The organism is Pseudomonas sp. RGB, from assembly GCF_007713445.1.
Taxonomy (GTDB): domain Bacteria; phylum Pseudomonadota; class Gammaproteobacteria; order Pseudomonadales; family Pseudomonadaceae; genus Aquipseudomonas.
Genome location: NZ_VMSH01000004.1, coordinates 243,000 through 264,080 on the forward strand (window position 1 = coordinate 243,000; position 21,081 = coordinate 264,080).

The 21,081-nt window shown below is 61.8% G+C and carries 20 protein-coding genes; 13 read left to right on the plus strand and 7 right to left on the minus strand.

Annotated elements, in window-relative coordinates; translation table 11 throughout:
• Window position 1: 1 nt before the first annotated feature.
• The 7 genes from FPT15_RS10795 to FPT15_RS10825 all read left to right on the plus strand — a co-directional run bounded on the left by FPT15_RS10795 (window position 2) and on the right by FPT15_RS10825 (window position 8,498).
• Complete coding sequence (locus tag FPT15_RS10795) at window positions 2-1,843, plus strand: ABC transporter ATP-binding protein (RefSeq protein ID WP_145160746.1); 1,842 nt, start codon at window positions 2-4, stop codon at window positions 1,841-1,843.
• Complete coding sequence (locus tag FPT15_RS10800) at window positions 1,840-2,148, plus strand: (2Fe-2S)-binding protein (protein ID WP_076014590.1); 309 nt, start codon at window positions 1,840-1,842, stop codon at window positions 2,146-2,148. Before FPT15_RS10795 ends, FPT15_RS10800 begins: the two co-directional genes overlap by 4 nt.
• On the plus strand, window positions 2,130-3,509 hold the full coding sequence (locus FPT15_RS10805; protein ID WP_145160748.1) for an NAD(P)/FAD-dependent oxidoreductase: 1,380 nt from the start codon (window positions 2,130-2,132) through the stop codon (window positions 3,507-3,509). Before FPT15_RS10800 ends, FPT15_RS10805 begins: the two co-directional genes overlap by 19 nt.
• A complete protein-coding gene (locus tag FPT15_RS10810) occupies window positions 3,506-4,660 on the plus strand; it encodes an FAD-binding oxidoreductase (protein WP_145160750.1) in 1,155 nt (384 codons plus the stop codon). Before FPT15_RS10805 ends, FPT15_RS10810 begins: the two co-directional genes overlap by 4 nt.
• Window positions 4,657-5,814, plus strand: coding sequence for an acetylornithine deacetylase (gene argE / locus FPT15_RS10815; RefSeq protein ID WP_145160752.1), 1,158 nt, complete (start codon window positions 4,657-4,659; stop codon window positions 5,812-5,814). Before FPT15_RS10810 ends, argE begins: the two co-directional genes overlap by 4 nt.
• Window positions 5,815-5,931: 117 nt before the next feature.
• Window positions 5,932-7,392 (plus strand): NAD-dependent succinate-semialdehyde dehydrogenase, encoded by a 1,461-nt coding sequence (locus FPT15_RS10820; RefSeq protein WP_145160754.1) that lies wholly within the window; start codon window positions 5,932-5,934, stop codon window positions 7,390-7,392.
• 20 nt (window positions 7,393-7,412) lie between these two features.
• Entirely contained in the window at window positions 7,413-8,498 is a 1,086-nt protein-coding gene (locus FPT15_RS10825) for a tartrate dehydrogenase (RefSeq protein WP_145160756.1), read from the plus strand.
• Window positions 8,499-8,812: 314 nt separating this feature from the next.
• Here the strand turns inward: FPT15_RS10825 and FPT15_RS10830 are convergent, their stop codons facing one another.
• Window positions 8,813-9,739: a glyoxylate/hydroxypyruvate reductase A gene (locus FPT15_RS10830; RefSeq protein WP_145160758.1), complete on the minus strand. Its 927-nt coding sequence runs from the start codon at window positions 9,737-9,739 to the stop codon at window positions 8,813-8,815.
• A 194-nt stretch (window positions 9,740-9,933) separates the two neighbouring features.
• Here FPT15_RS10830 and gabT point away from each other — a divergent pair, with 194 nt between their 5' ends.
• Genes gabT through FPT15_RS10845 form a run of 3 tightly spaced genes read left to right on the plus strand, consistent with a single transcriptional unit; the run spans window position 9,934 to window position 12,453 of the window.
• Complete coding sequence (gene gabT / locus FPT15_RS10835; RefSeq protein WP_145160760.1) at window positions 9,934-11,226, plus strand: 4-aminobutyrate--2-oxoglutarate transaminase; 1,293 nt, start codon at window positions 9,934-9,936, stop codon at window positions 11,224-11,226.
• Window positions 11,227-11,274: 48 nt separating this feature from the next.
• Entirely contained in the window at window positions 11,275-11,919 is a 645-nt protein-coding gene (locus FPT15_RS10840; RefSeq protein WP_145160762.1) for an HAD family hydrolase, read from the plus strand.
• Window positions 11,920-11,964: 45 nt separating this feature from the next.
• Window positions 11,965-12,453, plus strand: a complete 489-nt coding sequence (locus FPT15_RS10845) for an Lrp/AsnC family transcriptional regulator (protein WP_010449292.1) — start codon at window positions 11,965-11,967, stop codon at window positions 12,451-12,453.
• A gap of 343 nt (window positions 12,454-12,796) precedes the next feature.
• Here FPT15_RS10845 and FPT15_RS10850 read toward each other — a convergent pair whose 3' ends face one another.
• Window positions 12,797-13,546, minus strand: coding sequence for an SDR family oxidoreductase (locus FPT15_RS10850; protein ID WP_145160763.1), 750 nt, complete (start codon window positions 13,544-13,546; stop codon window positions 12,797-12,799).
• 99 nt (window positions 13,547-13,645) lie between these two features.
• On the opposite strand from FPT15_RS10850, the gene FPT15_RS10855 reads away from it, so the two are divergent.
• Window positions 13,646-14,023 (plus strand): helix-turn-helix domain-containing protein, encoded by a 378-nt coding sequence (locus tag FPT15_RS10855; RefSeq protein WP_145160765.1) that lies wholly within the window; start codon window positions 13,646-13,648, stop codon window positions 14,021-14,023.
• Window positions 14,024-14,077: 54 nt separating this feature from the next.
• Here FPT15_RS10855 and deoC read toward each other — a convergent pair whose 3' ends face one another.
• Window positions 14,078-14,761 (minus strand): deoxyribose-phosphate aldolase, encoded by a 684-nt coding sequence (gene deoC / locus FPT15_RS10860; protein ID WP_145160767.1) that lies wholly within the window; start codon window positions 14,759-14,761, stop codon window positions 14,078-14,080.
• A 130-nt stretch (window positions 14,762-14,891) separates the two neighbouring features.
• Between deoC and deoR the strand changes: the two genes are divergently transcribed.
• Window positions 14,892-15,650: a DNA-binding transcriptional repressor DeoR gene (gene deoR / locus FPT15_RS10865; RefSeq protein WP_145160769.1), complete on the plus strand. Its 759-nt coding sequence runs from the start codon at window positions 14,892-14,894 to the stop codon at window positions 15,648-15,650.
• On the opposite strand, the gene FPT15_RS10870 is transcribed toward deoR, so the two are convergent.
• From FPT15_RS10870 to rbsK, 3 genes are read right to left on the minus strand one after another with little or no spacing between them, the layout of a single operon-like run.
• Window positions 15,647-16,693, minus strand: a complete 1,047-nt coding sequence (locus tag FPT15_RS10870) for an aldose 1-epimerase family protein (protein WP_145160771.1) — start codon at window positions 16,691-16,693, stop codon at window positions 15,647-15,649. The two genes, deoR and FPT15_RS10870, sit on opposite strands and share 4 nt — an antisense overlap.
• Entirely contained in the window at window positions 16,690-18,021 is a 1,332-nt protein-coding gene (fucP, locus tag FPT15_RS10875) for an L-fucose:H+ symporter permease (protein WP_145160773.1), read from the minus strand. Before fucP ends, FPT15_RS10870 begins: the two co-directional genes overlap by 4 nt.
• 32 nt (window positions 18,022-18,053) lie before the next feature.
• Window positions 18,054-18,983: a ribokinase gene (gene rbsK / locus FPT15_RS10880; protein ID WP_145160775.1), complete on the minus strand. Its 930-nt coding sequence runs from the start codon at window positions 18,981-18,983 to the stop codon at window positions 18,054-18,056.
• A 239-nt stretch (window positions 18,984-19,222) separates the two neighbouring features.
• Between rbsK and FPT15_RS10885 the strand changes: the two genes are divergently transcribed.
• Window positions 19,223-20,428 carry a multidrug effflux MFS transporter gene (locus tag FPT15_RS10885; protein ID WP_145160777.1) on the plus strand — a complete coding sequence of 402 codons (1,206 nt, stop codon included), beginning with the start codon at window positions 19,223-19,225 and terminating at the stop codon, window positions 20,426-20,428.
• Window positions 20,429-20,437: 9 nt separating this feature from the next.
• On the opposite strand, the gene FPT15_RS10890 is transcribed toward FPT15_RS10885, so the two are convergent.
• Window positions 20,438-21,046 (minus strand): LysE family translocator, encoded by a 609-nt coding sequence (locus FPT15_RS10890; protein WP_145160780.1) that lies wholly within the window; start codon window positions 21,044-21,046, stop codon window positions 20,438-20,440.
• Between the last annotated feature and the right edge of the window lie 35 nt (window positions 21,047-21,081).

A 21,081-nucleotide genomic window follows, 5' to 3' on the forward strand; every position in this document is an offset into this window, starting at 1 on the left:
AATGACCCAATTGATTCGCGTCGAAGACCTGCGTGTCGTTGCTGGAGACGAGCGCGGCGAGGTGGAAATCGTCAAAGGCGTGAGCTTTTCCCTTGAAAAAGGTGAAGTGCTGGCGCTGATTGGCGAGTCCGGCTCGGGCAAGACCACCATCGCCCTGGCGTTGCTCGGCTATGCACGGCGCGGCTGTCGCCTGTCCGGCGGGGTGGTGCAGGTCGGTGAACACGACATGCTCGCCTTGAGCGAAAAACAGCTGCAGGGCCTGCGCGGCAATCGCGTGTCCTATATCGCCCAAAGCGCCGCAGCGGCTTTCAACCCGGCCAAGAAACTCATCGACCAAGTGGTGGAAGGCGCGTTGATTCATGGCCTGGGCACCCGGGTCGAGCTGGAAGCCAAGGCCATCGGCTTGTTTCGCGACCTGGCCCTGCCCAATCCCGAACGCATTGGCCGGCGTTACCCGCATCAAGTCTCCGGCGGGCAACTGCAGCGGGTGATGGCGGCGATGGCGCTGATCAGCGACCCGGTGCTGGTCGTACTCGACGAGCCGACCACGGCCCTGGACGTGACCACCCAGATTGATGTGTTGCGCGCGTTCAAACGCGTGGTGCGCGAGCGTGGCGCCACGGCGGTGTATGTGTCCCACGACCTGGCGGTGGTTGCGCAAATGGCCGACCAGATCGTGGTGCTCAACGCTGGGCAAATCCTCGAACAGAGCGCCACCGCGCCGCTGCTCAAGACCCCTGCCCACGAATACACCCGCAGTTTGCTGGCCGCCGCACGGCCCGACACGACCATCCGCCCGCCCAGCGGGATTGCCGAAGACGTGCCGCTGCTGACCATCAGCGGCCTCACCGCCGGCTACGGCAACAAGAACATGCAAGGCATGCCGGCGATTCGGGTGCTGGAAGATATCGACCTGACCGTGCGTCGTGGCCAGGCCATCGGTGTGATCGGTGAGTCGGGCTCCGGCAAGTCCACCTTGGCGCGTGTGGTCGCGGGGCTGTTGACCCCGGCCCTGGGGGGGCTGACGTTCGATGGCCAGCCGCTGGGCGGCCACCTGTCTGAGCGCACGCCGGAGCAGTTCCGGCGGATCCAGATGGTGTTCCAGAACGCCGACACCGCGCTTAACCCGATGCACAGCGTGGCGACCATCCTCAGCCGCCCGCTGAAGATGTATTTCGGTCTCAAGGGCGCTGCCTTGAAGGCGCGCGTCGGTGAGTTGCTGGACCTGGTGCGCCTGCCGCGCACCCTGGCTGAACGTCGTCCCAACGAGCTGTCCGGCGGGCAAAAGCAGCGGGTCAATCTGGCCCGCGCGCTGGCGGCCAAGCCCGACCTGATCCTGTGTGATGAAGTGACCTCGGCCCTCGACACGGTGGTGGGCGCGGCGATCCTCGAACTGCTGCGGGACCTGCGCCAGCAACTGGGGGTGTCGTACCTGTTTATCAGCCATGACATCTCCACCGTGCGTGCGTTGTGCGATGACATTGTGGTGATGTACAGCGGCCACAAGGTGCAGGCCGGCAACCGCCAGTCGTTTGCCGAGCCACCGTTCCACCCCTACACCGACCTGCTGATTCACTCGGTGCCCGAGTTGCGCCAAGGCTGGCTGGAAACCTGCGGCACCACGTGCGAAACGCTGCCAGCGATTGGCGAGCGGGCCAATGTGCCGGAGCTGTGCACCTTCCTCAATCGCTGCCCGGTACGCGTCGACGGCCTGTGCAACCGCACTGCGCCGAGTCGCCGAGCCCTCGACAACGGCGGTGAAATCCTTTGCCACCACGACAGCGCCCAGTTGCTGAATACCCAGCGGGGCGTCACCACCACCAGCTTGGGAGCCTATGCATGAAGGGGCGTTTTGTGAGGTTGGCCGAACAGGGCCGGCCGACGGTCAGCCTGACCGTGGATGGTGCAGCCATCGAGGCCTTGCAGGGCGACACCTTGATGGTGGCGCTGCTGACCCAGGGCAATGCGCTGCGCCAGTCGGAATTCGACAGCGGGCGCCGCGCCGGTTTCTGCCTGATGGGCGCGTGCCAGGACTGCTGGGTATGGACCCGCAGCGGTGAACGCCTGCGTGCCTGCTCCAATGAAGTCCGTGACGGGCTGGACATCGTTACCACACAACCGGAGGCGACATGGCCACTGCACGGGTAGTTATTGTGGGCGCCGGACCTGCCGGGGTGCGCTGCGCCGAAACCCTGTTGGCGGCGGGTATCAAGCCGATCCTGATTGATGAAAATCGCCGTGACGGTGGCCAGATCTACCGCCGCCAGCCCGACGGGTTCACGCGCGACTACACCACCTTGTACGGCAGCGAGGCTGCCAAGGCCCAGGACCTGCACCAGAGTTTCGATCGCCTGCGCGGCGCCATTGACTACCGCCCCGACACCCTGGTGTGGAACCTCACGCCGGGGCAACTGTGCTGCGTGAGCCAGGGCCGCCATACCACCGTGGAGTATGACGCGCTGATCCTGTGCACCGGCGCCACCGACCGCTTGATGCCTGTCGAGGGTTGGCAACTGGCGGGCACCTATAGCTTGGGCGGGGCGCAGATCGCCTTGAAAAACCAGGCCGTGTCCATCGGTCATCGCGTGGTGTTCATGGGCAGCGGGCCGTTGCTGTACCTGGTTGCCAGCCAATACGTGAAGGCCGGCGCCGAGGTGGCGGCCGTGCTTGATACCTCGCCACTTAGCCTGCGCCTGAAAGCCATGCCCAAACTGTTGGCGCGGCCTGGCGTGCTGTTCACCGGGATCAAGCTGCTGGCGCAACTGTACCGTGCCAAGGTGGCGGTGCACCTGGGGATCAAGCCGCTGCAGGTCATGGGCGACGCCGCCAAGGGTGTAATGGGCGTGCGGTTCACCACGGGCAGTGGGCGGGTGGTCACGGTGCAGGCGGACGCCGTTGCGCTGGGTTATCACCTGCGCCCCGAGACGCAATTGGGCGATCTGGCCGGGTGCGCCATGACGTTTGATCAAGCCTCCAGCCAATGGTGGCTGGCCACCGATGACGCCGGACGCACCTCGGTGAAGGGCCTGTATGCAGCCGGTGACGGTTCGAAGATTCGCGGCGCGGATGCCGCCGAGCACGCCGGGCGCCTGGTGGCGTTGGCACTGCTGGAAGACCAGCAACAACCGATGGACACCGGCTTGCGTGATGAACAACAACAGGCCTTGGCAGTGATGGACCAGTTCCGCCTCGGCCTGGCCCAGGCGTTCCCTTGGCCCAGTGAACAGGCCAGGGCCCTGCCAGACAGCGCCATCGTGTGTCGCTGCGAGATGATCAGTGCCGGCGAGTTGCGCCGCACGGTGAAGGAGAAGGGCGCCTGCGAGGTCAATCGCGCCAAGGCGTTCAGCCGCGTGGGCATGGGCCGTTGCCAGGGGCGTTATTGCTCCCAGGCCGGGGCTGAAGTGATCGCCGCCGCTGCCGGCGTGCAGGTCCAGGAGGTGGGGCGCCAGCGCGGCCAGGCGCCGGTCAAACCCTTGTCGATGCTGATCACCGAGGAGGTGCCTTCATGAGTGTACAAAAAGCCGATGTAGTGATTGTCGGTGGCGGCGTGATGGGCTCGGCCACCGCGTTTTTTCTGCGGCGTCGCGGGCTGTCGGTGATCCTGCTGGAGCGCGACCAGATCGGCCAGTACGCCAGTGGCGTCAACTTCGGCAACGTGCGCCGGCAAGGGCGCTTCCTTGGTCAACTGGCCCTGGCCAACCGCTCCTGGGCGCTGTGGAAGCGCCTGCCGGAACTGATCGATGATGACCTGGAGTTCATTCCCAGTGGCCACATGCGCGTGTGTTATCGCGAAGATGAAATCGCCGAGCTGGAAGCCTACGCGGCCGCGCCGGAAGCTGAACAGCTGGACCTGAAAATTTATCGTGGCGCCGAGCTGCATCAACGCTTCGGCTTCCTCGGCCAGGACGTCAAGGGCGGCTCCTATGCGCCCCACGATGGCCACGCCAATCCGCGCCTGGCCGCACCAGCCTTTGCCCGGGCTGCACGACGCCTGGGGGCGCAAATTGAAGAACGCACTGAAGTCGCTGAGGTGCAGAAGGTCGGCGCTGACTTTCATGTCTCCACCACCGACGGTCGCCAGTTCCACGCCGCGCAACTGTTGATCACCGCCGGCGCCTGGGGTCAGAAACTCTCGGCGCAGTTCGGTGAACCGGTACCGCTGGACACCCACGGCCCGCAAATGGCGGTGACCGAGCCGGTGCCCTACGCATTGCCGACAGTGATCGGCGTCTACACCAAGATCCCGGAAGAAGTGATCTACTTCCGTCAGATTCCCCGGGGCAATATCGTCATCGGCGGCGGTTACCGTAGCAAGCCCGACATGCTCAACCGCCGTGCCTATGTGGAACCGCGCAGCATCCTCAACCAGGTCAGCCAGATGCGCCGCCTGCTGCCGGGCGTGGGTAACCTGAATATCATCCGCGTGTGGAGCGGCATCGAAGGCTACCTGCCGGACTCGCTGCCGGTGATGGGCGCCAGCGGCACCGTCGACGGCCTGTTTTATGCTTTCGGTTTTTGCGGCCACGGCTTCCAGCTCGGCCCGGGCGTCGGCGATGTGATGGCCGAACTGCTTGGCACCGGGAGCACCAGTACCCCGATCGAACCGTTCTCCATCACCCGGTTCGCCCCACCTGTCGAGCAACGGAGCCAAGCCTCATGAAACCCCGGGTTCTCGAGATTCTCAAACAGCTGATGGCTTTCGACACCGTGTCGTCGGAATCCAACCTGGCCCTGATCGACTACGTGCGCGACCTGCTGCTGACCAAAGGCATCGAGTCGCTGATCGTCAAAGACCAGAGCGGCAAGAAGGCCAACCTGTTCGCCAGCACCGGGCCCAAGGAGCAGCCAGGAGTGTTGCTGTCCGGGCACACCGACGTGGTACCGGCAGCGGGGCAGGCCTGGACCTTTCCCGCCTTCGCCGCCACCGTGCAGAACGGGCGCATCTATGGGCGCGGCAGTTGCGACATGAAGGGCTTTATCGCCCTGGCCATCGACGCGATGCTGGATGCCGCCCAACACAGCCTGAACCGCCCGCTGCAACTGGCGCTGTCCCATGACGAAGAGATCGGTTGCGTCGGTGTGCGACGCTTGCTCGACGTGCTGCACCTGGCGCCGGTGCGGCCGTTTCTGTGCGTGATCGGAGAGCCGACCAATATGCAGTTCGTGCTGGGCCACAAGGGCAAGGGCTCTTACCGCACGTATTGCCGGGGCCAGGAAGCCCATTCGTCCCTGGCGCCACGCTCGGTCAATGCGATTCATGTGGCGTGCGACTTTATCGCTGCCCTGCGCGATAGCCAGCAGCAACTGCAACGCCACGGCGCACAGGACAGCGACTACGACGTGCCCTATAGCACCGTGCACGTAGGGCAGATTGTCGGCGGCAAGGCGCTGAATATCGTGCCTAACCTGTGCACCCTGGATTTCGAAGTGCGCAACCTGCCGGCCGACGATCTGGAGCAATTCCTGGAGCAGATGCGCGAGCGCGCTGAAGTGATCGTGCGCGAGGCACAGAAGTTGTCCAGCGTGGCGGCCATCGAGATCGAAACCGTCAACGTGTATCCCGGCCTCGACACCCACCCCAGTGTAGAAGCCGTGCGTTTTCTCAAGCAATTCGCCGCGCCAGGCACCGGCACTTCCAAGGTCTCGTTCGGTACCGAGGGCGGCCTGTTCAAGCAGCGCCTGGATGTGCCGGTGGTGGTGTGCGGGCCGGGTTCGATCGAGCAGGCGCACAAGCCCGACGAGTTTATCGAGATCAGCCAAATGGACGCCGGCGAGCGCTTTTTGCAAGGTTTGCTGGGTTCGCTTACGGCCTAGCAGAGCCTGCCGTCCTGGGGCCAATTTCAGCACGGGACGCTGCTTAATCTGCGCTTTCGGCATCCTGATTCGCGGCACCTCCCTAGACTGGAGCGTGTCTCGGATCAGGACTCGACCATGCTCAATAATCGCTTGCAAGACCCCAGCCTCCTGGCTGAACTCGCCTATGTGGATGGCCAGTGGATCGCTGCCGACAGCGGCGCCACCCTGGACATCCGCGACCCTGCCACCGGCCACCTGCTGGCGCGGGTGCCGGCCATGGACGCCGTGGATACCCACCGCGCCATCGCCGCCGCCGAAAGGGCCTGGCCCGCCTGGCGCGCACGCCCGGCAGCAGAGCGTGCGGCACTGCTGGAACGTTGGTTCCAGGCCATGCTCGACAACCTCGATGACCTGGCGCTGATCATGACCTGGGAACAGGGCAAGCCGCTCGCTGAAGCCAAGGGCGAGATTCGCTACGGTGCCGGTTTCGTCAAATGGTTCGCCGAGGAAGCGCGCCGGGTCTATGGCGAAACCATGCCGGCGCCCAGCGGCGACCGACGCCTGCTGACCCTCAAGCAGCCGGTGGGCGTGTGCGCTGCCATTACGCCGTGGAACTTCCCCAACGCGATGATCACCCGCAAATGCGCACCGGCGTTAGCCGCTGGTTGCCCGATCATCGTCAAGCCGTCGGACCTTACCCCGTTGTCGGCATTGGCCCTGGCGGTGCTGGCTGAGCGAGTCGGCATTCCGGCCGGGGTGTTCAACGTGATCACCGGGTTGCCTGCCGGCATCGGCGAGGCGCTGACCGGCAACCCGGCGGTGCGCAAGATCTCCTTTACCGGTTCCACCGCCGTTGGCCGCTTGCTGATGCGCCAGAGCGCCGAGCACATCAAGCGCCTGAGCCTGGAGCTGGGCGGTAATGCGCCGTTTGTCGTATTTGACGACGCCGACCTGGAGAAGGCCGTGGCCGGGGTGATGCTCAGCAAGTTCCGCAATGCCGGGCAAACCTGCGTGTGCGCCAACCGCATCCTGGTACAGGCCGGTATCTACGCGCGTTTCGCCGAGCGCCTGGTGGAGGAGGTGAGCAAGCTCAAGGTCGGTAACGGTCTGGAGGAGGGCGTGACCATCGGCCCGCTGATCAACCCGGCGGCGGTGAACAAGGTCGCACGGCATATCGACGATGCCCTGAGCCAGGGCGCGAAGCTGTTGTGTGGCGCGATCCCCACGGGTGACAGCCAGTTTGTGCAGCCCACGGTGCTGAGTGACACCCACGCCGGCATGTTGCTGGCCAATGAAGAAACCTTCGGCCCGGTGGCCCCGCTGATGCGCTTTACGGATGAAGCCGAGGCGCTGGCCCTGGCCAATGCCACGCCGTATGGCCTGGGCGCCTACTATTTCACCCAGGACCTGCAGCGCTCGTGGCGTTTTGGCGAGGCGTTGGAGTTCGGCATGGTCGGGCTCAACACCGGGATCATCTCCATGGAAGTGGCGCCGTTTGGCGGTATCAAACAATCGGGCCTGGGCCGTGAAGGCAGCAAATATGGCCTGGATGAGTACCTTGAAGTCAAAGCCTTCCACATCGGCGGGCTCAACTGAATTCCCACGAGGCATGCACCATGAGCAAGGCATTCAGAATCGCCGCGATTGCCGGCGATGGCATTGGCAAGGAAGTGCTGCCCGAAGGGCTGCGGGTACTGGAACGGGCGGCCAGTCTCTGGAACTTGAACCTGAGCATCGAGGTGCTCGACTGGGCCCACTGCGATTACTACCTGGAGCACGGGCAGATGATGCCTGAGGACTGGTTTGAGCAGCTCAAGGGCTTTGACGCGATTTACTTCGGCGCCGTAGGCTGGCCGGGCAAGGTGCCCGACCATATTTCCCTGTGGGGCTCGTTGCTCAAGTTCCGCCGCGACTTCGACCAGTATGTGAACATCCGCCCGGTGCGGCTGTTCCCTGGGGTGCCGTGCCCCTTGGCCGGGCGCGAGCCGGGGGACATCGATTTTGTGGTGATCCGCGAAAACACCGAGGGCGAATATTCGTCAGTGGGCGGCAAGATGTTCGAGGGCACCGAGCATGAATTCGTGCTGCAGGAGTCGGTATTCACGCGGCGCGGCGTCGACCGCATCCTCAAGTTTGCCTTCGACCTGGCCCAGTCCCGCCCGCGCAAGAAGCTCACGGCGGCGACCAAGTCCAATGGCATTTCCATCAGCATGCCCTACTGGGATGAGCGCACCGCATTGATGGCCGCCAACTACCCCGAAGTGAGCTGGGACAAGCAGCACATCGACATCCTGTGCGCGCGGTTTGTGCTGCAACCGGACCGGTTTGATGTGGTGGTGGCGTCGAACCTGTTCGGTGACATCCTCTCCGACCTCGGGCCGGCGTGCGCCGGGACGATCGGTATTGCGCCGTCGGCCAACCTCGACCCCGAGCGGCGCTTTCCGTCGTTGTTCGAGCCGGTGCACGGTTCGGCCCCGGATATTTATGGGCAGAACATTGCAAATCCCATAGCGATGATCTGGTCGGGGGCGTTGATGCTGGATTTCCTTGGCAATGGGGAGGCGCGGTATCGGGCGGCCCATGACGGGATCTTGCGGGCGATTGAGGCGGTCATTGCCGAGGGCGTGGTAACGCCAGATCTGGGCGGGAAGGGCTCTACTCAGGATGTCGGGCTGGCGATTGCCCAAAGGCTTCAGATCTAAAGCGAGCAAGCTCGAAAATGTGGGAGCGGGCTTGCTCGCGAATGCAGGGGGCAGTTGAAATATCTTTGGCTGACACCCCGCATTCGGCTGATCTGGCGCGGTGCACGGTATCGCAGAGTTTGAACAGTTTTGTGCGGTTGCTGGAGGAGCGCGGCCTGGCACTAACACCGTAGCAGCTGCCGAGCCCCAGCGAAGCTGCGATGACGTTGGCACAATCGACATCGATGTTGCGTGACCCACCGCTATCGCGGCCTCGCTAAAGCTCGACGGCTCCCACATCAAGCCAGGTGCTCCCGCATTTGGATCTCCACGCGTCAATAACCCTTGCGCCGATCCACCTCACCCACCATCTGTTCCCCACGTTCATAACGCCGGATATTCTCCAGCAATACCCCAAACGCACTCGCCGGCTGGGTCATCGCTGCGATATGGGGCGTCAGCACAATCTGCGGGTGATCCCAGAATCGATGATCCGCTGGCGCAGGTTCCTCCTGCAGCACATCCAGCACTGCACCGCTCAGTTGCCCACTGCCCAATGCCTCCAGCAAGTCTTCCTCCACCAGGTGCCCGCCACGGCCCATGTTGATCAGCGCCGCCCCACGCGGTAACTGTGCAAACAGCTGCCGGTCGAGAATGCCTTGGGTCTGCTCGGTCAACGGCAGCACACACAACAGAATATCGCACTGGCTGAGAAACGACGGCAATTGGTGTTCACCGGCGTAGCAGTCCACACCTGGCAACTGATGAGCGCTGCGCGCCCAGCCCGACAGCGCAAACCCCAACGGCGCCAACGTTGCCAGAATCTGCTGGGCCTGGGTGCCCAAGCCCATCACGCCGACCCTGCGATTCACGGCCGGTTGCAACAGGTGTGCCTGCCAGCAGCGCGCTGCTTGCTGCTGGCGGTAGCGCAACATATCGCGGTGCAGGCTGAGCACCGCCCAACTGGCGTATTCGCACATGCCGCGGGTGATGCCCGGGTCGAGCAGGCGCACCACGGGCAGGCCGGGCGGGAGGCGGGAGAGGTCCAGTTGGTCGACCCCGGCCGACAAAGCAAACAGCACTTTCAGGTTGGGCAGTAATTGCATGAGGTTGTCGGGCGCCTGCCAGGCGGCCAGGTAGTCCACGTCTTCGGCATTACCGATGTCGGGCCAGGCACGCCATTCAATCTGCGGCGCGTGTGCGGCGAACAGTGCCTGCCAATGTTGGCCGCGCACCGGGTCAGCTTTGTAGAGCAAGGCCATGGGCATTTCCTGCAGGGTTTGGGTAGCCCTCATCATCCCCCAAGCCCGGCGCAGGATCTGTTGAAAGGTGGGGGCAAAACAGTCGATCCGAATTTCTCACGGGCCAAGTTCGGCGTAGTTGGTTGCCTGCAAGCCTTACTCTGAACCACATCGCAACCACTTTCCGGGTTGCTGCATTCACGATGGGAACTGCCATGAATAGCAAGGTCGACGAAACCCCTCATTTGCTCCGTCAGCGCGATCAATTCGTTCCCCGTGGCCTGGTGACCGCTCACCCGCTGGTGATCGACCGTGCCCAGGGCGCCGAGTTGTGGGACGTGGATGGCAAGCGTTACCTGGACTTCGTCGGCGGGATCGGCGTGCTGAACATCGGGCATAACCATCCCAAGGTGGTGGCTGCGGTGCAGGCCCAGTTGCAGAAGGTCTCCCACGCCTGCTTCCAGGTGGTGGCCTACCAGCCATACCTCGACCTGGCACAGCGGCTGTGCGAAATGGTCGGCGGGCAGGAAGCCTATAAGGCCGCGTTTTTCACCTCCGGCGCCGAGGCTGTGGAAAATGCGGTGAAGATCGCACGCGCCCACACCAATCGCTCGGCGGTGATCGCCTTTCGGGGCGGCTTCCATGGTCGTACGCTGCTTGGCACGACGCTCACCGGTATGAGCCAACCCTACAAACAGAACTTCGGGCCGTTTGCACCGGAGGTGTTCCACACGCCGTATCCGAATGCTTATCGCGGGGTGACCAGCGAGCTGGCACTCAAAGCCCTGGATGAACTGCTGGCGACCCAGGTGGCGCCAGAGAGGATCGCGGCAATCATCATCGAACCGGTGCAGGGTGACGGCGGCTTCCTTGCCGCGCCTGTGGAGTTTCTCCAGGCACTGCGTGCGTTGGCGGACAAGCACGGCATCGTGTTGATCCTGGATGAGATTCAGACCGGTTTCGGCCGTACCGGGACCTGGTTCGGCTACCAGCATGCGGGCATCCAGCCTGACCTGGTCACCGTGGCAAAGAGCCTGGCCGGTGGCTTGCCGTTGTCCGGTGTAGTTGGCAAGGCGCACATCATGGATGCACCGCTGCCTGGCGGCCTGGGCGGAACCTACGGCGGTAATGCGTTGGCGTGTGCGGCGGCACTGGCGGTGATCAGCGCGTTCGAGCAGGAGCAACTGCTCGAACGCGGCCAACGGCTGGGCGAACGCCTGCGCCGAGGCCTGCTTGGTTTACAGGCGCGCTACCCGCGTATCGGTGATGTGCGCGGCACCGGCTTCATGTTGGCGATCGAGCTGATCCAGGATGACCCGGCGCGCACGCCGGATGCCGACCTCAACCAACGGCTGATCGATGAAGTCCGCGCTGGCGGGTTGCTGGTGATCAAATGCGGCGTGCATCGCAACGTGCTGCGCTTTCTCGCGCCGTTGGTGGCCACCGAGGCCCAGGTCGACGAAGCCTTGCAGATACTCGACGGCGCCTTGGCACGGGTCTTGAACTGAGCCTGTACTTGTTCAGGGTGGACTGCATCATTGGAGACTTGACCCCACATGGGACTGACAGATTATCGAGCGCTGCTGATCGATTGCGATGAAGTGCTGGTGGACCGCGACTCGGGTGTGTTGGCCGCCTTGCAACCGCTGCTCGACAGCCGTAGCGGGCAGCCGCCCAGGGAGCAGGTGCTGGCCGAGTACAACACGGTGGTCGCGAATCTCTACCCGCGCTTCGCCGAGTTGGGCTTCAGTGGCCTGCTGTGTTTTGCCCACCGCCAACTCGCCGAACGCTGGGGGCTCCACGCCAGTTGGGAGGAGGGCATGAGCTTTGCCCGCAGCGCCGGCAGTTGGGCGCTGTTCGAGGATGCACCGGGGGCTATGCTGTATTTACGCAAGTTCTATCGGCTACTGGTGCGTGGCGACCGTGACGCAGAGGATCGTGGTGTGTTGTGTGAGCGGCTGGGTATTGCACCGGAAGATTTCATTTCCCTGGCCGATGACCTGCAATGGCTCAGCGAGCAAGCAGAGGATGTGCATCCCGTGCTGCATGTGACACGACCTTCGGTCGCGGCGCACGGGGGGCTAGACCGCTGTTTGATCGGCCGCCAGCGGCCCCGGCAGCCTTCGCGGTGCGCGGCGGATTACTGCATCAGCAGCATGGCGGATCTGGTGGCTCAGCATCAGCTGTCTTTACGGCGCTGATTTTGCTAGAAGATTGTCTTACAAACGGCAGTCAAGAGGTACGCAATGGAAGGGCAAGTGAAACTGGACCGGATCGATATCAGTATTCTGGTTGAACTGCAAAAGGACGGCCGGATGACCAATGTCAGTCTCGCCGACGCCGTGGGCTTGTCTGCCAGCCCGTGTTTGCAACGGGTCAAGCGGTTGGAGTCGGCGGGGTATATTTCCAGCTACAAGGCGCACTTGAACCTGGCCAAGATTACCGATTCGGTCACGGTGTTCACCGAGATCACCCTCAGCGACCATAAGCGCGAAGACTTCGCCAAGTTCGAATCCAATATCCGCCTGGTAGACGAAGTGCTCGAATGCCACCTGATCAGTGGTGGTTACGACTACCTGGTGCGCTTCATGACCCGCAGCATCCAGCATTACCAGGAAGTGGTGGAGAGCCTGCTGGACAAGAACATTGGTATCTCCAAGTATTTCAGCTATATCGTCATCAAGTCGCCCGTGCTCAAGGACGGCGTGCCCCTGCGCAAACTGCTGCGCCACTGAAGTCACCTCCAGCTTGCCAAGTCACCTGCACTGCCGATGAGGAGGCGGTGTGGGGATTGGCGTTGCACCACCGATCGACTGCATTTCGACTGAAGCCAATGAGCCGAAGCGCAACGCAGGCTTTCCAACTCATGAAGGGCTCGACCCTCGTTACGCATATTGTCTGCGGCCTTATCAAAGTCACAAGCTAACTAGCGTCGGACTGCGGCATAGGGGGCACGCCGACGCAGAGACTCACAAGGCATGACATATAATTTAACATAATATACATTATGCGTAATATCATGTTACATAATCAGGGGCAGTGTCCGTCAGATTTCAACGGGCAAAACCCCTATTGGCTTCAAACCTGAGCAAACCCTCCATCCATGAACATTTCACTGCCGGTCATGAAGCTGCTTTCATCCGATGCCAGAAATAACGCTGCAGCCGCAACTTCTTCTGCCTGGCCGATGCGCCCCAGGGGAACCTGTGCAGTCATGCCGTCAATGATCGCATCCTTCTGACCAGTGCCTGACAACGCCAGGTCCAGGCCAGGCGTCGCGATCGGTCCGGGCGAAAGTACGTTGACGCGAATGCCGGTGCCTTGGAGGTCCAGCGCCGAGCTTCTGGCGAAATTACGCAGCGCGGCCTTAGTGGCGCTATACACGCTGAACGCCGGTGTGCCCATGGTGCCTGTAGTTGAACCCGTCAAGATTACCGAGCCTCCGGCGCCCATCAATGCCAAGGCCTTTTGCACGGTGAACAAGGTGCCTTTGACGTTGATGCCGAACGTACGGTCAAACGATTCCTCCGTGATCGATCCAATCGGCTGGAAATCCCCCAGGCCCGCATTGGCGAACAATACGTCAATTCGGCCTTTTGCAGCTTTGACTTGTGTGAAGATGCGATCCAGGTCGTCCAGGTTTGAAATGTCGCCCTGAATGGCAATGGCTTCAGGGCCGATCAGGCGTAGCGCATTGTCCAATTCCTGCTGCCGGCGCCCCACAATCACCACCTGTGCGCCTTCGGTTGCGAAGCGAATGGCGGTTGCCAGGCCGATGCCACTGTTGCCGCCGGTGATCACTGCAATTTTTCCGTTGAGCCTGCTCATGGTGAACTCCCAAGAATGTTGGAGCTCGACTCTAGATCCAGGCTATTCTTTTGAATAGTATGCACCTTTTAGTAAGTACCCAATTCAGCGAGTAAAGCCATGTCGAATAACACGTTCAGTTGCGGGCTCGATGCGGCCCTGGCGGTGATTGGCGGGAAATGGAAGCCGTTGGTTCTTTATCATCTGGCACAGAGCGTTCACCGCTATGGTGAGCTACGGCGTGCGATCGGTGGCGTGACTGATAAGGTACTTATCCAGCAACTCAAGGAGCTGGAGCGTGATGAGATCATCGCGCGCGTCGACTATCAGGAAATCCCGCCGAAGGTTGAATATTCGCTGACGCCATTCGGGCGCTCGCTGGCCACGGCACTGGGGGCGCTGTGTGTGTGGGGAACAGAACACATGGACGCGGTTGAACGCATCAGCGAGCGTCGAATGGCTGCCCTCGCCCGTCTTGAAAGTTGCCCCTCAATATAATTAAAACGCATAACTCAACTAAATAGATATTTAGTTGAGTTATATTAAAAGCATTCAATAACCGCTCGCCGCCGTCGTTGCCCCACCGACTATCGCAATGCCCGAACTGCTGCCCAGGCGTGTAGCCCCGGCCTCAATCATCTTCACCGCCGTCGGATAATCACGCACGCCACCGGATGCTTTTACGCCAACGCCGGCGCCCACGGTTTTGCGCATCAGCGCGACGTCTTCAGCAGTTGCACCGCTACGGCTGAATCCGGTGGACGTTTTGACAAAGGCCACACCCAGGTCCCGGCAGATTTCACACGCCTGGACTTTCTGTTCGTCGTTCAACAGGCAGGTTTCCAGGATGACCTTCAACGGCACGGCGCCGCAGGCCCTGTGGACCGCGGCGATGTCTTCACGCACTGCCTCGAGCAGCCCTTCTTTCAGCCAGCCAATATTGAGCACCATGTCGATCTCCCCTGCCCCGGCGGCAATCGCCCGTTCAGCTTCAAAGGCCTTGGTGTCGCTCAAGCCGGCGCCCAGTGGGAAGCCCACCACCGCACAGATCACCACGTTCTTGTCAGTCAGGCATGAGGCGGCGTAAGGCACTTGCGCGGAGTTCAGGCACACTGAATAAAAACCGTGCTCCATGGCCTCCTCGCACAAGGTGCGGATTTGCTCACGGGAGGCGTCGGGCGCCAGTAATGTGTGATCGATGTACTTGGCCAATGCTGCGGGTTGAAGAGAGTTCATTTAACGTGCCCTTGCCTGTATGTTGCCAATGATCGTGGGACGCGGTTGTCACAATGCCCACATTTATACGTTACAATAATATCATTAAATGTTACTTATCTAACACCAACAATCAAGCCCTGGAATACGCGTGGACAGTAAAAAAGCCGAGCGACTCAAGCTTATCCAACAAGCTTTGCAGGACCAGAACGCCATCCACCTGCGGGAAATGGCTGCGCTGCTGGAGGTGTCCGAGATGACCCTGCGCCGCGACCTCAACCACTTCTCCGAGCATGTGCGCCTGTTGGGCGGCTACATCACCCGGGTCAGCAGCGAGGCCAGCGATTACCGCGTAGCCGACCAGGACACGCGCCACGTCGAGGAGAAACGCCGTATCGGCAAACTCGCTGCGCGGCTGATACAACCGGGCGACACGGTGTTTTTCGACTGCGGCACCACCTCGCCCTTTGTCATTGATTTCATCCCCGATGAGTTGGAGTTCACCGCCGTATGCAGTTCGTTGAACGTGCTGCTCAGGCTGCAGAACAAAGCCAACTGCCACATCGTGCTGTGCGGCGGTACTTTTCACCGAAAGAACCAGGTCTTTGAAAGCAGCGCCGAGAGCAGCATCCTCGACAGCGTGCGCCTGACCTGGGCCTTCGTGACTGCCGCCGGCGTCAGCCAGGCGTTCGGCGTGACGTGCTTCAACTTCAATGAAGTCGAGGTCAAACAAAAGGTTCTGCGCCAGGCCCAGCAACGCGTGTTGCTGGCCGACTTCAGCAAGTTCGACACGGTGCGCACCGCTCACTTCGCCAACCTGGAAGACTTCCAGTACGTGGTCAGCGACAAGAAAATCCCCCGCGCCTATAAAGAAGTCATCCAGGCCAGCGGCGCGCAGCTGCTGATCTAACCCAATAATGTCTGGCGTTCCTGCGCATTCAAGTAACCGGTGGTCACGCTGAACGAGGCGCTGGCCCCGGCCGCCAGGCAGCGCACGTGGCCTTTGGCTTTCTCGGCGTTATAGCCTTCGGGTTCGCAGGTCGATGGCAGCACGAACGCCGCCACTTGCTGATCCGGCGTGTACAGAATCCAGCGTGCCGCGTGTGCGAATTGTTCGGGGCGGTAACGGGTGTAGAACGCTGTACCTGCAGGATGGTCCAGCAAAAAATGCGCGTAGCCGGTGGCGTCTGTGCCCACGTCGTCGAAGAAAAACACGATTTCAGGGTCGTACAGCGCAGGCGTGTCGAGGCTGGCCAACTGGGTTGGATGCTCGGCCAGTTGCGCCATGTAGGCGCTCCAGTCCGGCGTCGGCTTGACGTGGTCCGGCACACTGGTTCGCAGGCGCAGGCGCTGCATGCCCAGTGGCTCGACGAATCGCGCGCCGTCCACGTATGCGTAGTTCATGTGGGCCATGTACATCAGGTCCATCGGCTTGCCGGCCAGGTTCGTCACGTCCATATCGATATCGAACAAGGCTGAGTCGGCGCGCAGCGTCACACTCGGGCTCGCCCGGTAGCGATCGCCGAACCCCTTGGCGTATTGATACGAGCCGCCCAGGCGCACAAAGCCCTCGCCGAGTTCCAGCCAGGCCGTGTCCATGGGCGCGCAGGGCATTTCGCCGTGCAAGGCATGCGTGTCATCCGGCGCTGGGCATCCGTTGCGCAACAGGCCACTGTGAAACATGAAGCAGCCGTAAGTGTCGATGACCGTCGGGCTTGGCCGGGGCTCGTCGAACAAGTTGCGCATGGTCAGGTCGCAGCCGTCAAATACGGCCGACCAGATCATCTGCCCTTGATACGGCAACACGACCAGACGTCCACGGCTGTTCTCCATGCTCACCGCCAGCACGCCGGACGGATAAGTCCAGGCGCTGACCTTGAAATCCTCAGACTGCAAAAGCACCCTTTCCTGCTCAGCAAACACCGCCCGGTACAACGGGATACGCGTATTCATGAGGCCACCGCCGCGGCTGCATTTGAGGGCAACGCGCCCGGCTGGCGAAGGCATTTGACCGCGTACATCACAATCACGATAAAGCACAGCAGCGGCACGCTGTAGGCCAGCTGCATATTGCCACCGCTGGCGTCGGACAACAGGCCCTGGAAGATCGGAATTACCCCGCCGCCAACAATGCTCATCACCAGCAATGAACCGCCGACACCGGTGTCTTCACCCAGGCCATCGATGGTCAGGCCGTAAATGGTCGGCCAGCACGGACCGAGAAAAATACTCACGCCGACGGCGGCGTACACCGCGGAAATATTCGGCACCAGAATGGTGTAGGCCAGCAGCACAATGCACAGCACCCCGTAGATCGCCAAGACCTTGGCCGGGTGCAGACGCCGCATCAATAGGTTGGCGATCAACTTGCCGACAAAGTAGCCGGCAAAGGTGGTCAGCAGAAACCATGAAGCGCTGCGTTCGTTCATGCCGCCCATTTGCATGGCCAGGCGAATGGTGAAACTCCACACGCCCACCTGTGCACCCACATACAGAAATTGCGCCAATACACCAAAGGTAAACCGCGGGTTACGCCACAGCCGACCCAGGCTTTTGCGCAAGCTGCCCGAGGTGTTGTCGACGGGTGCGTTGCCTTTGCAGGCCGGGAAACGGGTAATGGCGATCAGGATGAACATCAACACCAGCACGGCGATCATCCACTTGTAAGGCAACAGCGTGGACTGGATCATTTGCAACTGCTGCACCGCCGCATCGGTGGCACTCATCTGCTTGAGCTGTGCAGTGGTGGCATCGGTGTCCTTGAACATCACAAAGCTGCCCACGTAAACCCCGGCCATGGCGCCGAACGGGTGAAAGGTCTGCGAGATGTTCAAGCGCCGCGTCCCGGTTTCCCGTGGGCCCATCAACGTCGAGTAGGTGTTGCACGCGGTTTCCAGGAACGACAGCCCGGCCGCGATCACAAACAGCGCCAGCAGGAACATGCCGTACTTGGCCGTCGACGCCGCAGGGAAAAACAGCAAACAGCCCAGCATGTACAACGACAGGCCGATCAGGATCGTACTTTTGTAGCTCAGGCGGCGCACCACCATCGCTGCCGGAATCGCCACAAAAAAGTAGCCCAGGTAAAACGCCGATTGCACAAAGGCGGTCTGGAAATCGCTGAGCAAAAACGCTTTCTTGAAGTGTGCGATCAGCACGTCGTTCATGCTCGCCGCCGCGGCCCACAACGCGAAGATGCTGCACAGCAGAATAAACGCGAACCAGGGCGTGCGGTTCAGGTAGAACCCATCGGGTGCCTGTTGCAGCGCAGGTTTGTTCATTATTGTTCTCCGGGCTGGATTAAGGAGCCGAGTTAGACGGCTTGGCGCTGTTGCTGGAAGCGCGTGAACGCTTCGCTGTCGGGATAGGAGGTCTGCGTACCCAGCGCCGTCACCGAGCACGCGGAATACGCCACGGCCTGCTCCATGGCATGGCGAATATCGCCGTCAAGGGTCCAGTGCTGAATGAAACACCCGATAAAGGCGTCGCCGGCACCGGTGGTGTCACGGGCGACAACCCGCTGGCCCGGCACCTGGAATGTGCCCTCCTCGCCTACGTACAACGCCCCCTGCTCGCCGAGGGTGACGATGACGTGGCGAACGCCGCTGGCCACCAGGGTTTGCGCGGCGACGCGGGCCGAGTCCGGTGAGTCCACGGTCAGGCCGGTGATCAGCGCCAGCTCCGACTCGTTAGGGATCAGAAAGTCCAGTTTTGCCAGGTAGTCGGCCTCCAGACCAGGCAGCGCCGGCGCTGGATTGAGCAGCACGGCAATGCCATGTCGGTGGGCGAATTCGATGGCGTAGTAGACCGTCTGCAGGTTGATCTCCAACTGCAACACAATCAGCGTGCAGCCACGCAAATCAGCCGCCGCCGCCTCGATGTCCGCCGGCGACAAATACGCATTGGCGCCTTTGACGATCAAGATGCTGTTATGGGAGTCGGCCCGTACAAAAATCGGCGCCACACCACTGGAAACGCCAGGCACCCGTTGCACATAACGGGTGTCGATGCCAAAGCGCTGGAAGTTGGCCAGGGTGTTGTCGGCAAACATGTCGTCGCCGACCTTGCTCAGCATCAACACATCGGCCCCAAGCTTGGCTGCCGCCACCGCCTGGTTGGCGCCCTTGCCGCCACACCCGAGGGCAAACCCCGGCGCTTCGAGGGTTTCGCCCTGCGCCGGCATGCGGTCGATGTAGGTAATCAGATCCACCATATTGCTGCCGATGACTGCGATCTTGCTCATTGCTCTTCCACCTTGTTGCAGCACGACCAGGCAGGTCGTGGCGCTTTTGTTTTGTTATTTAAATAACATTAAGTGTGAATATTCAATCTATTTTTCAGCGCAAAGATCAATGGTCAGCCCGAATGGCCGTCGCGACAGACTCACTGCCAAAAAATGTAGCGCCTGTGTAAACGCCACCTTGTAACCCCTCGGGCGGCTCTCTAAGCTGGCCGGTCTTTCGCCGTCATCCGGAACACCCCATGTCTCGAAGCATCGCCCACCTCGCCCTGTTGCTGGGGTTGATCACCGCCATCGGCCCCTTTGCCATCGACAGTTATTTGCCCGCCCTGCCCACCCTGGGCGCGAGCCTGCAGGCTTCGCCGGCGGCGGTGCAGATGAGCCTGACAGTGTTTTTCATGATCATCGGCGTGTGCCAGCTGTTCTACGGTCCGCTCAGCGATGTGTACGGGCGCAAGCCGCCGATCTATGCCGGCCTGGTGATTTTCGCCGTGGCCAGTGTCGGCTGTGCCCTGGCACCGAGCATCGAAGTGCTGATTGGCTTTCGCGCCCTGCAAGCCTTCGGCGCGTGCGCCGGCATGGTCATCCCGCGGGCGATTGTGCGTGACCTGTACACAGGCCACGAAGCCGCGCGCCTGATGGCCTTGCTGATGCTGGTGATGAGCGTGTCGCCGATCCTGGCGCCGTTGGCCGGCAGCGTGGTGATTTCACTCTGGAGTTGGCGCGAAGTGTTTGCCGTACTGGCTGTGGTGTCCGTGCTGTGCCTGGTGATGACCATTGTGCAGTTGCCGGAAACCCACCCGGCCGAACGCCGATTGGGCAAGACCCTGGGCGACGCCATCGGCAGCTACGGCGCACTGCTGCGCGACCCGGTGTTTATCGGTTTGGCGGTGGTCAGCGGCTTTGGACTGGCGACCTTCTTTGTGTTCATCGGCAGCGCGCCGTTTGTGTACATCGAATATTTCGGCCTGACGCCGACGCAATTCAGCCTGTGCTTTGCGCTCAATGCCGCGTCGTTCTTCGCCATGAGCCAAATGACCGCACGCCTGAGCGCGCGCTTTGGTCTGGCGCCGGTGATTCGCTGGTCGGTCATGGCGGTGGCGGCGATCATGGTGCTGCTGGCCGCCACCACGCTGTGGGGCAATCACCTGGCGGTGATGATGACGCTGCTGTTTATCGGCTTCGGCTTTCTCGGCCTGCTGTTGCCAGCGGCCGGCGTATTGTCCCTGGAGGACCACGGCGCCGTCGCGGGCTCCGCGTCAGCCCTGCTGGGCGCCATCCAGATGATCACCGCTGCCGTGTCCATGACCCTGATCGGGCTGTACGCCGACCACACGCCGGCACCGATGCTGATCGGCATCGCCCTCTGCGCAGTCGCGGCAATGCTGACCACCTGGTGGACACTGCGCCGTTTGCCCGCACATCTACAGCCTTCTCCACGGCGCTGATACGCCTCGTCATCCCAGCAGCCAACGCCCTGAATGCACGATTCCCATCAGGGCCACGGCCAGCAGCACCAGGCATGCCACGCGATTGATACCCACGCGGTATTTGAGCGCGAATGCCTGGCGCGCGAGGGCGATGTACCCCGCCAGCACCATAAAGTCGATAAGCACCCACAGCCCGGTCAACCACGCCACGCTGGCGCTGAACGAGTCAGCCACGTGGATGAATTGAGGGAAGAAGGCGACGAAGAAAATGATGTCCTTGGGGTTGGAAATCCCCACCACAAACCCCGTGCTGATACCGCTTCGCGCGCGGCGGGCCTGGGGAACTTGCCCAGGTGGATAACGCAGCCCCTGGACCGCCAGGTACAAAATGAACAGGCAGCCCAGAAAGCTGATCGCGCTCAGCACACCTGGACTGACGGAAAAACTCCCCGACAAAATCAGTACCGCCACCAGGGCCAGCATCAGCGATGCCAGGTTGGTGCCCGCTGCCGTCAACAGCGCGCGCCGGCTTCCGGATTGCAGGCTGGTATTGATGATCAGCGCCACCACCGGCCCCGGCGTGACGATCAGGGCCAACACACTGAAGACGTAAATCAGAAGTAACGAGCTATTCATCGCGCTAAAACGCCTCGTGAGGTAAGGCGTGCGAG

Excerpts from the sequence above, each read along its gene's own strand:
- FPT15_RS10795 (WP_145160746.1), top strand. The coding sequence starts at position 2 with ATGACCCAATTGATTCGCGTCGAAGACCTGCGTGTCGTTGCTGGAGAC.
- FPT15_RS10800 (WP_076014590.1), top strand. The coding sequence starts at position 1,840 with ATGAAGGGGCGTTTTGTGAGGTTGGCCGAACAGGGCCGGCCGACGGTC.
- FPT15_RS10805 (WP_145160748.1), top strand. The coding sequence starts at position 2,130 with ATGGCCACTGCACGGGTAGTTATTGTGGGCGCCGGACCTGCCGGGGTG.
- FPT15_RS10810 (WP_145160750.1), top strand. The coding sequence starts at position 3,506 with ATGAGTGTACAAAAAGCCGATGTAGTGATTGTCGGTGGCGGCGTGATG.
- argE (WP_145160752.1), top strand. The coding sequence starts at position 4,657 with ATGAAACCCCGGGTTCTCGAGATTCTCAAACAGCTGATGGCTTTCGAC.
- FPT15_RS10820 (WP_145160754.1), top strand. The coding sequence starts at position 5,932 with ATGCTCAATAATCGCTTGCAAGACCCCAGCCTCCTGGCTGAACTCGCC.
- FPT15_RS10825 (WP_145160756.1), top strand. The coding sequence starts at position 7,413 with ATGAGCAAGGCATTCAGAATCGCCGCGATTGCCGGCGATGGCATTGGC.
- FPT15_RS10830 (WP_145160758.1), bottom strand. The coding sequence starts at position 9,739 with ATGGCCTTGCTCTACAAAGCTGACCCGGTGCGCGGCCAACATTGGCAG.
- gabT (WP_145160760.1), top strand. The coding sequence starts at position 9,934 with ATGAATAGCAAGGTCGACGAAACCCCTCATTTGCTCCGTCAGCGCGAT.
- FPT15_RS10840 (WP_145160762.1), top strand. The coding sequence starts at position 11,275 with ATGGGACTGACAGATTATCGAGCGCTGCTGATCGATTGCGATGAAGTG.
- FPT15_RS10845 (WP_010449292.1), top strand. The coding sequence starts at position 11,965 with ATGGAAGGGCAAGTGAAACTGGACCGGATCGATATCAGTATTCTGGTT.
- FPT15_RS10850 (WP_145160763.1), bottom strand. The coding sequence starts at position 13,546 with ATGAGCAGGCTCAACGGAAAAATTGCAGTGATCACCGGCGGCAACAGT.
- FPT15_RS10855 (WP_145160765.1), top strand. The coding sequence starts at position 13,646 with ATGTCGAATAACACGTTCAGTTGCGGGCTCGATGCGGCCCTGGCGGTG.
- deoC (WP_145160767.1), bottom strand. The coding sequence starts at position 14,761 with ATGAACTCTCTTCAACCCGCAGCATTGGCCAAGTACATCGATCACACA.
- FPT15_RS10870 (WP_145160771.1), bottom strand. The coding sequence starts at position 16,693 with ATGAATACGCGTATCCCGTTGTACCGGGCGGTGTTTGCTGAGCAGGAA.
- fucP (WP_145160773.1), bottom strand. The coding sequence starts at position 18,021 with ATGAACAAACCTGCGCTGCAACAGGCACCCGATGGGTTCTACCTGAAC.
- rbsK (WP_145160775.1), bottom strand. The coding sequence starts at position 18,983 with ATGAGCAAGATCGCAGTCATCGGCAGCAATATGGTGGATCTGATTACC.
- FPT15_RS10885 (WP_145160777.1), top strand. The coding sequence starts at position 19,223 with ATGTCTCGAAGCATCGCCCACCTCGCCCTGTTGCTGGGGTTGATCACC.
- FPT15_RS10890 (WP_145160780.1), bottom strand. The coding sequence starts at position 21,046 with ATGAATAGCTCGTTACTTCTGATTTACGTCTTCAGTGTGTTGGCCCTG.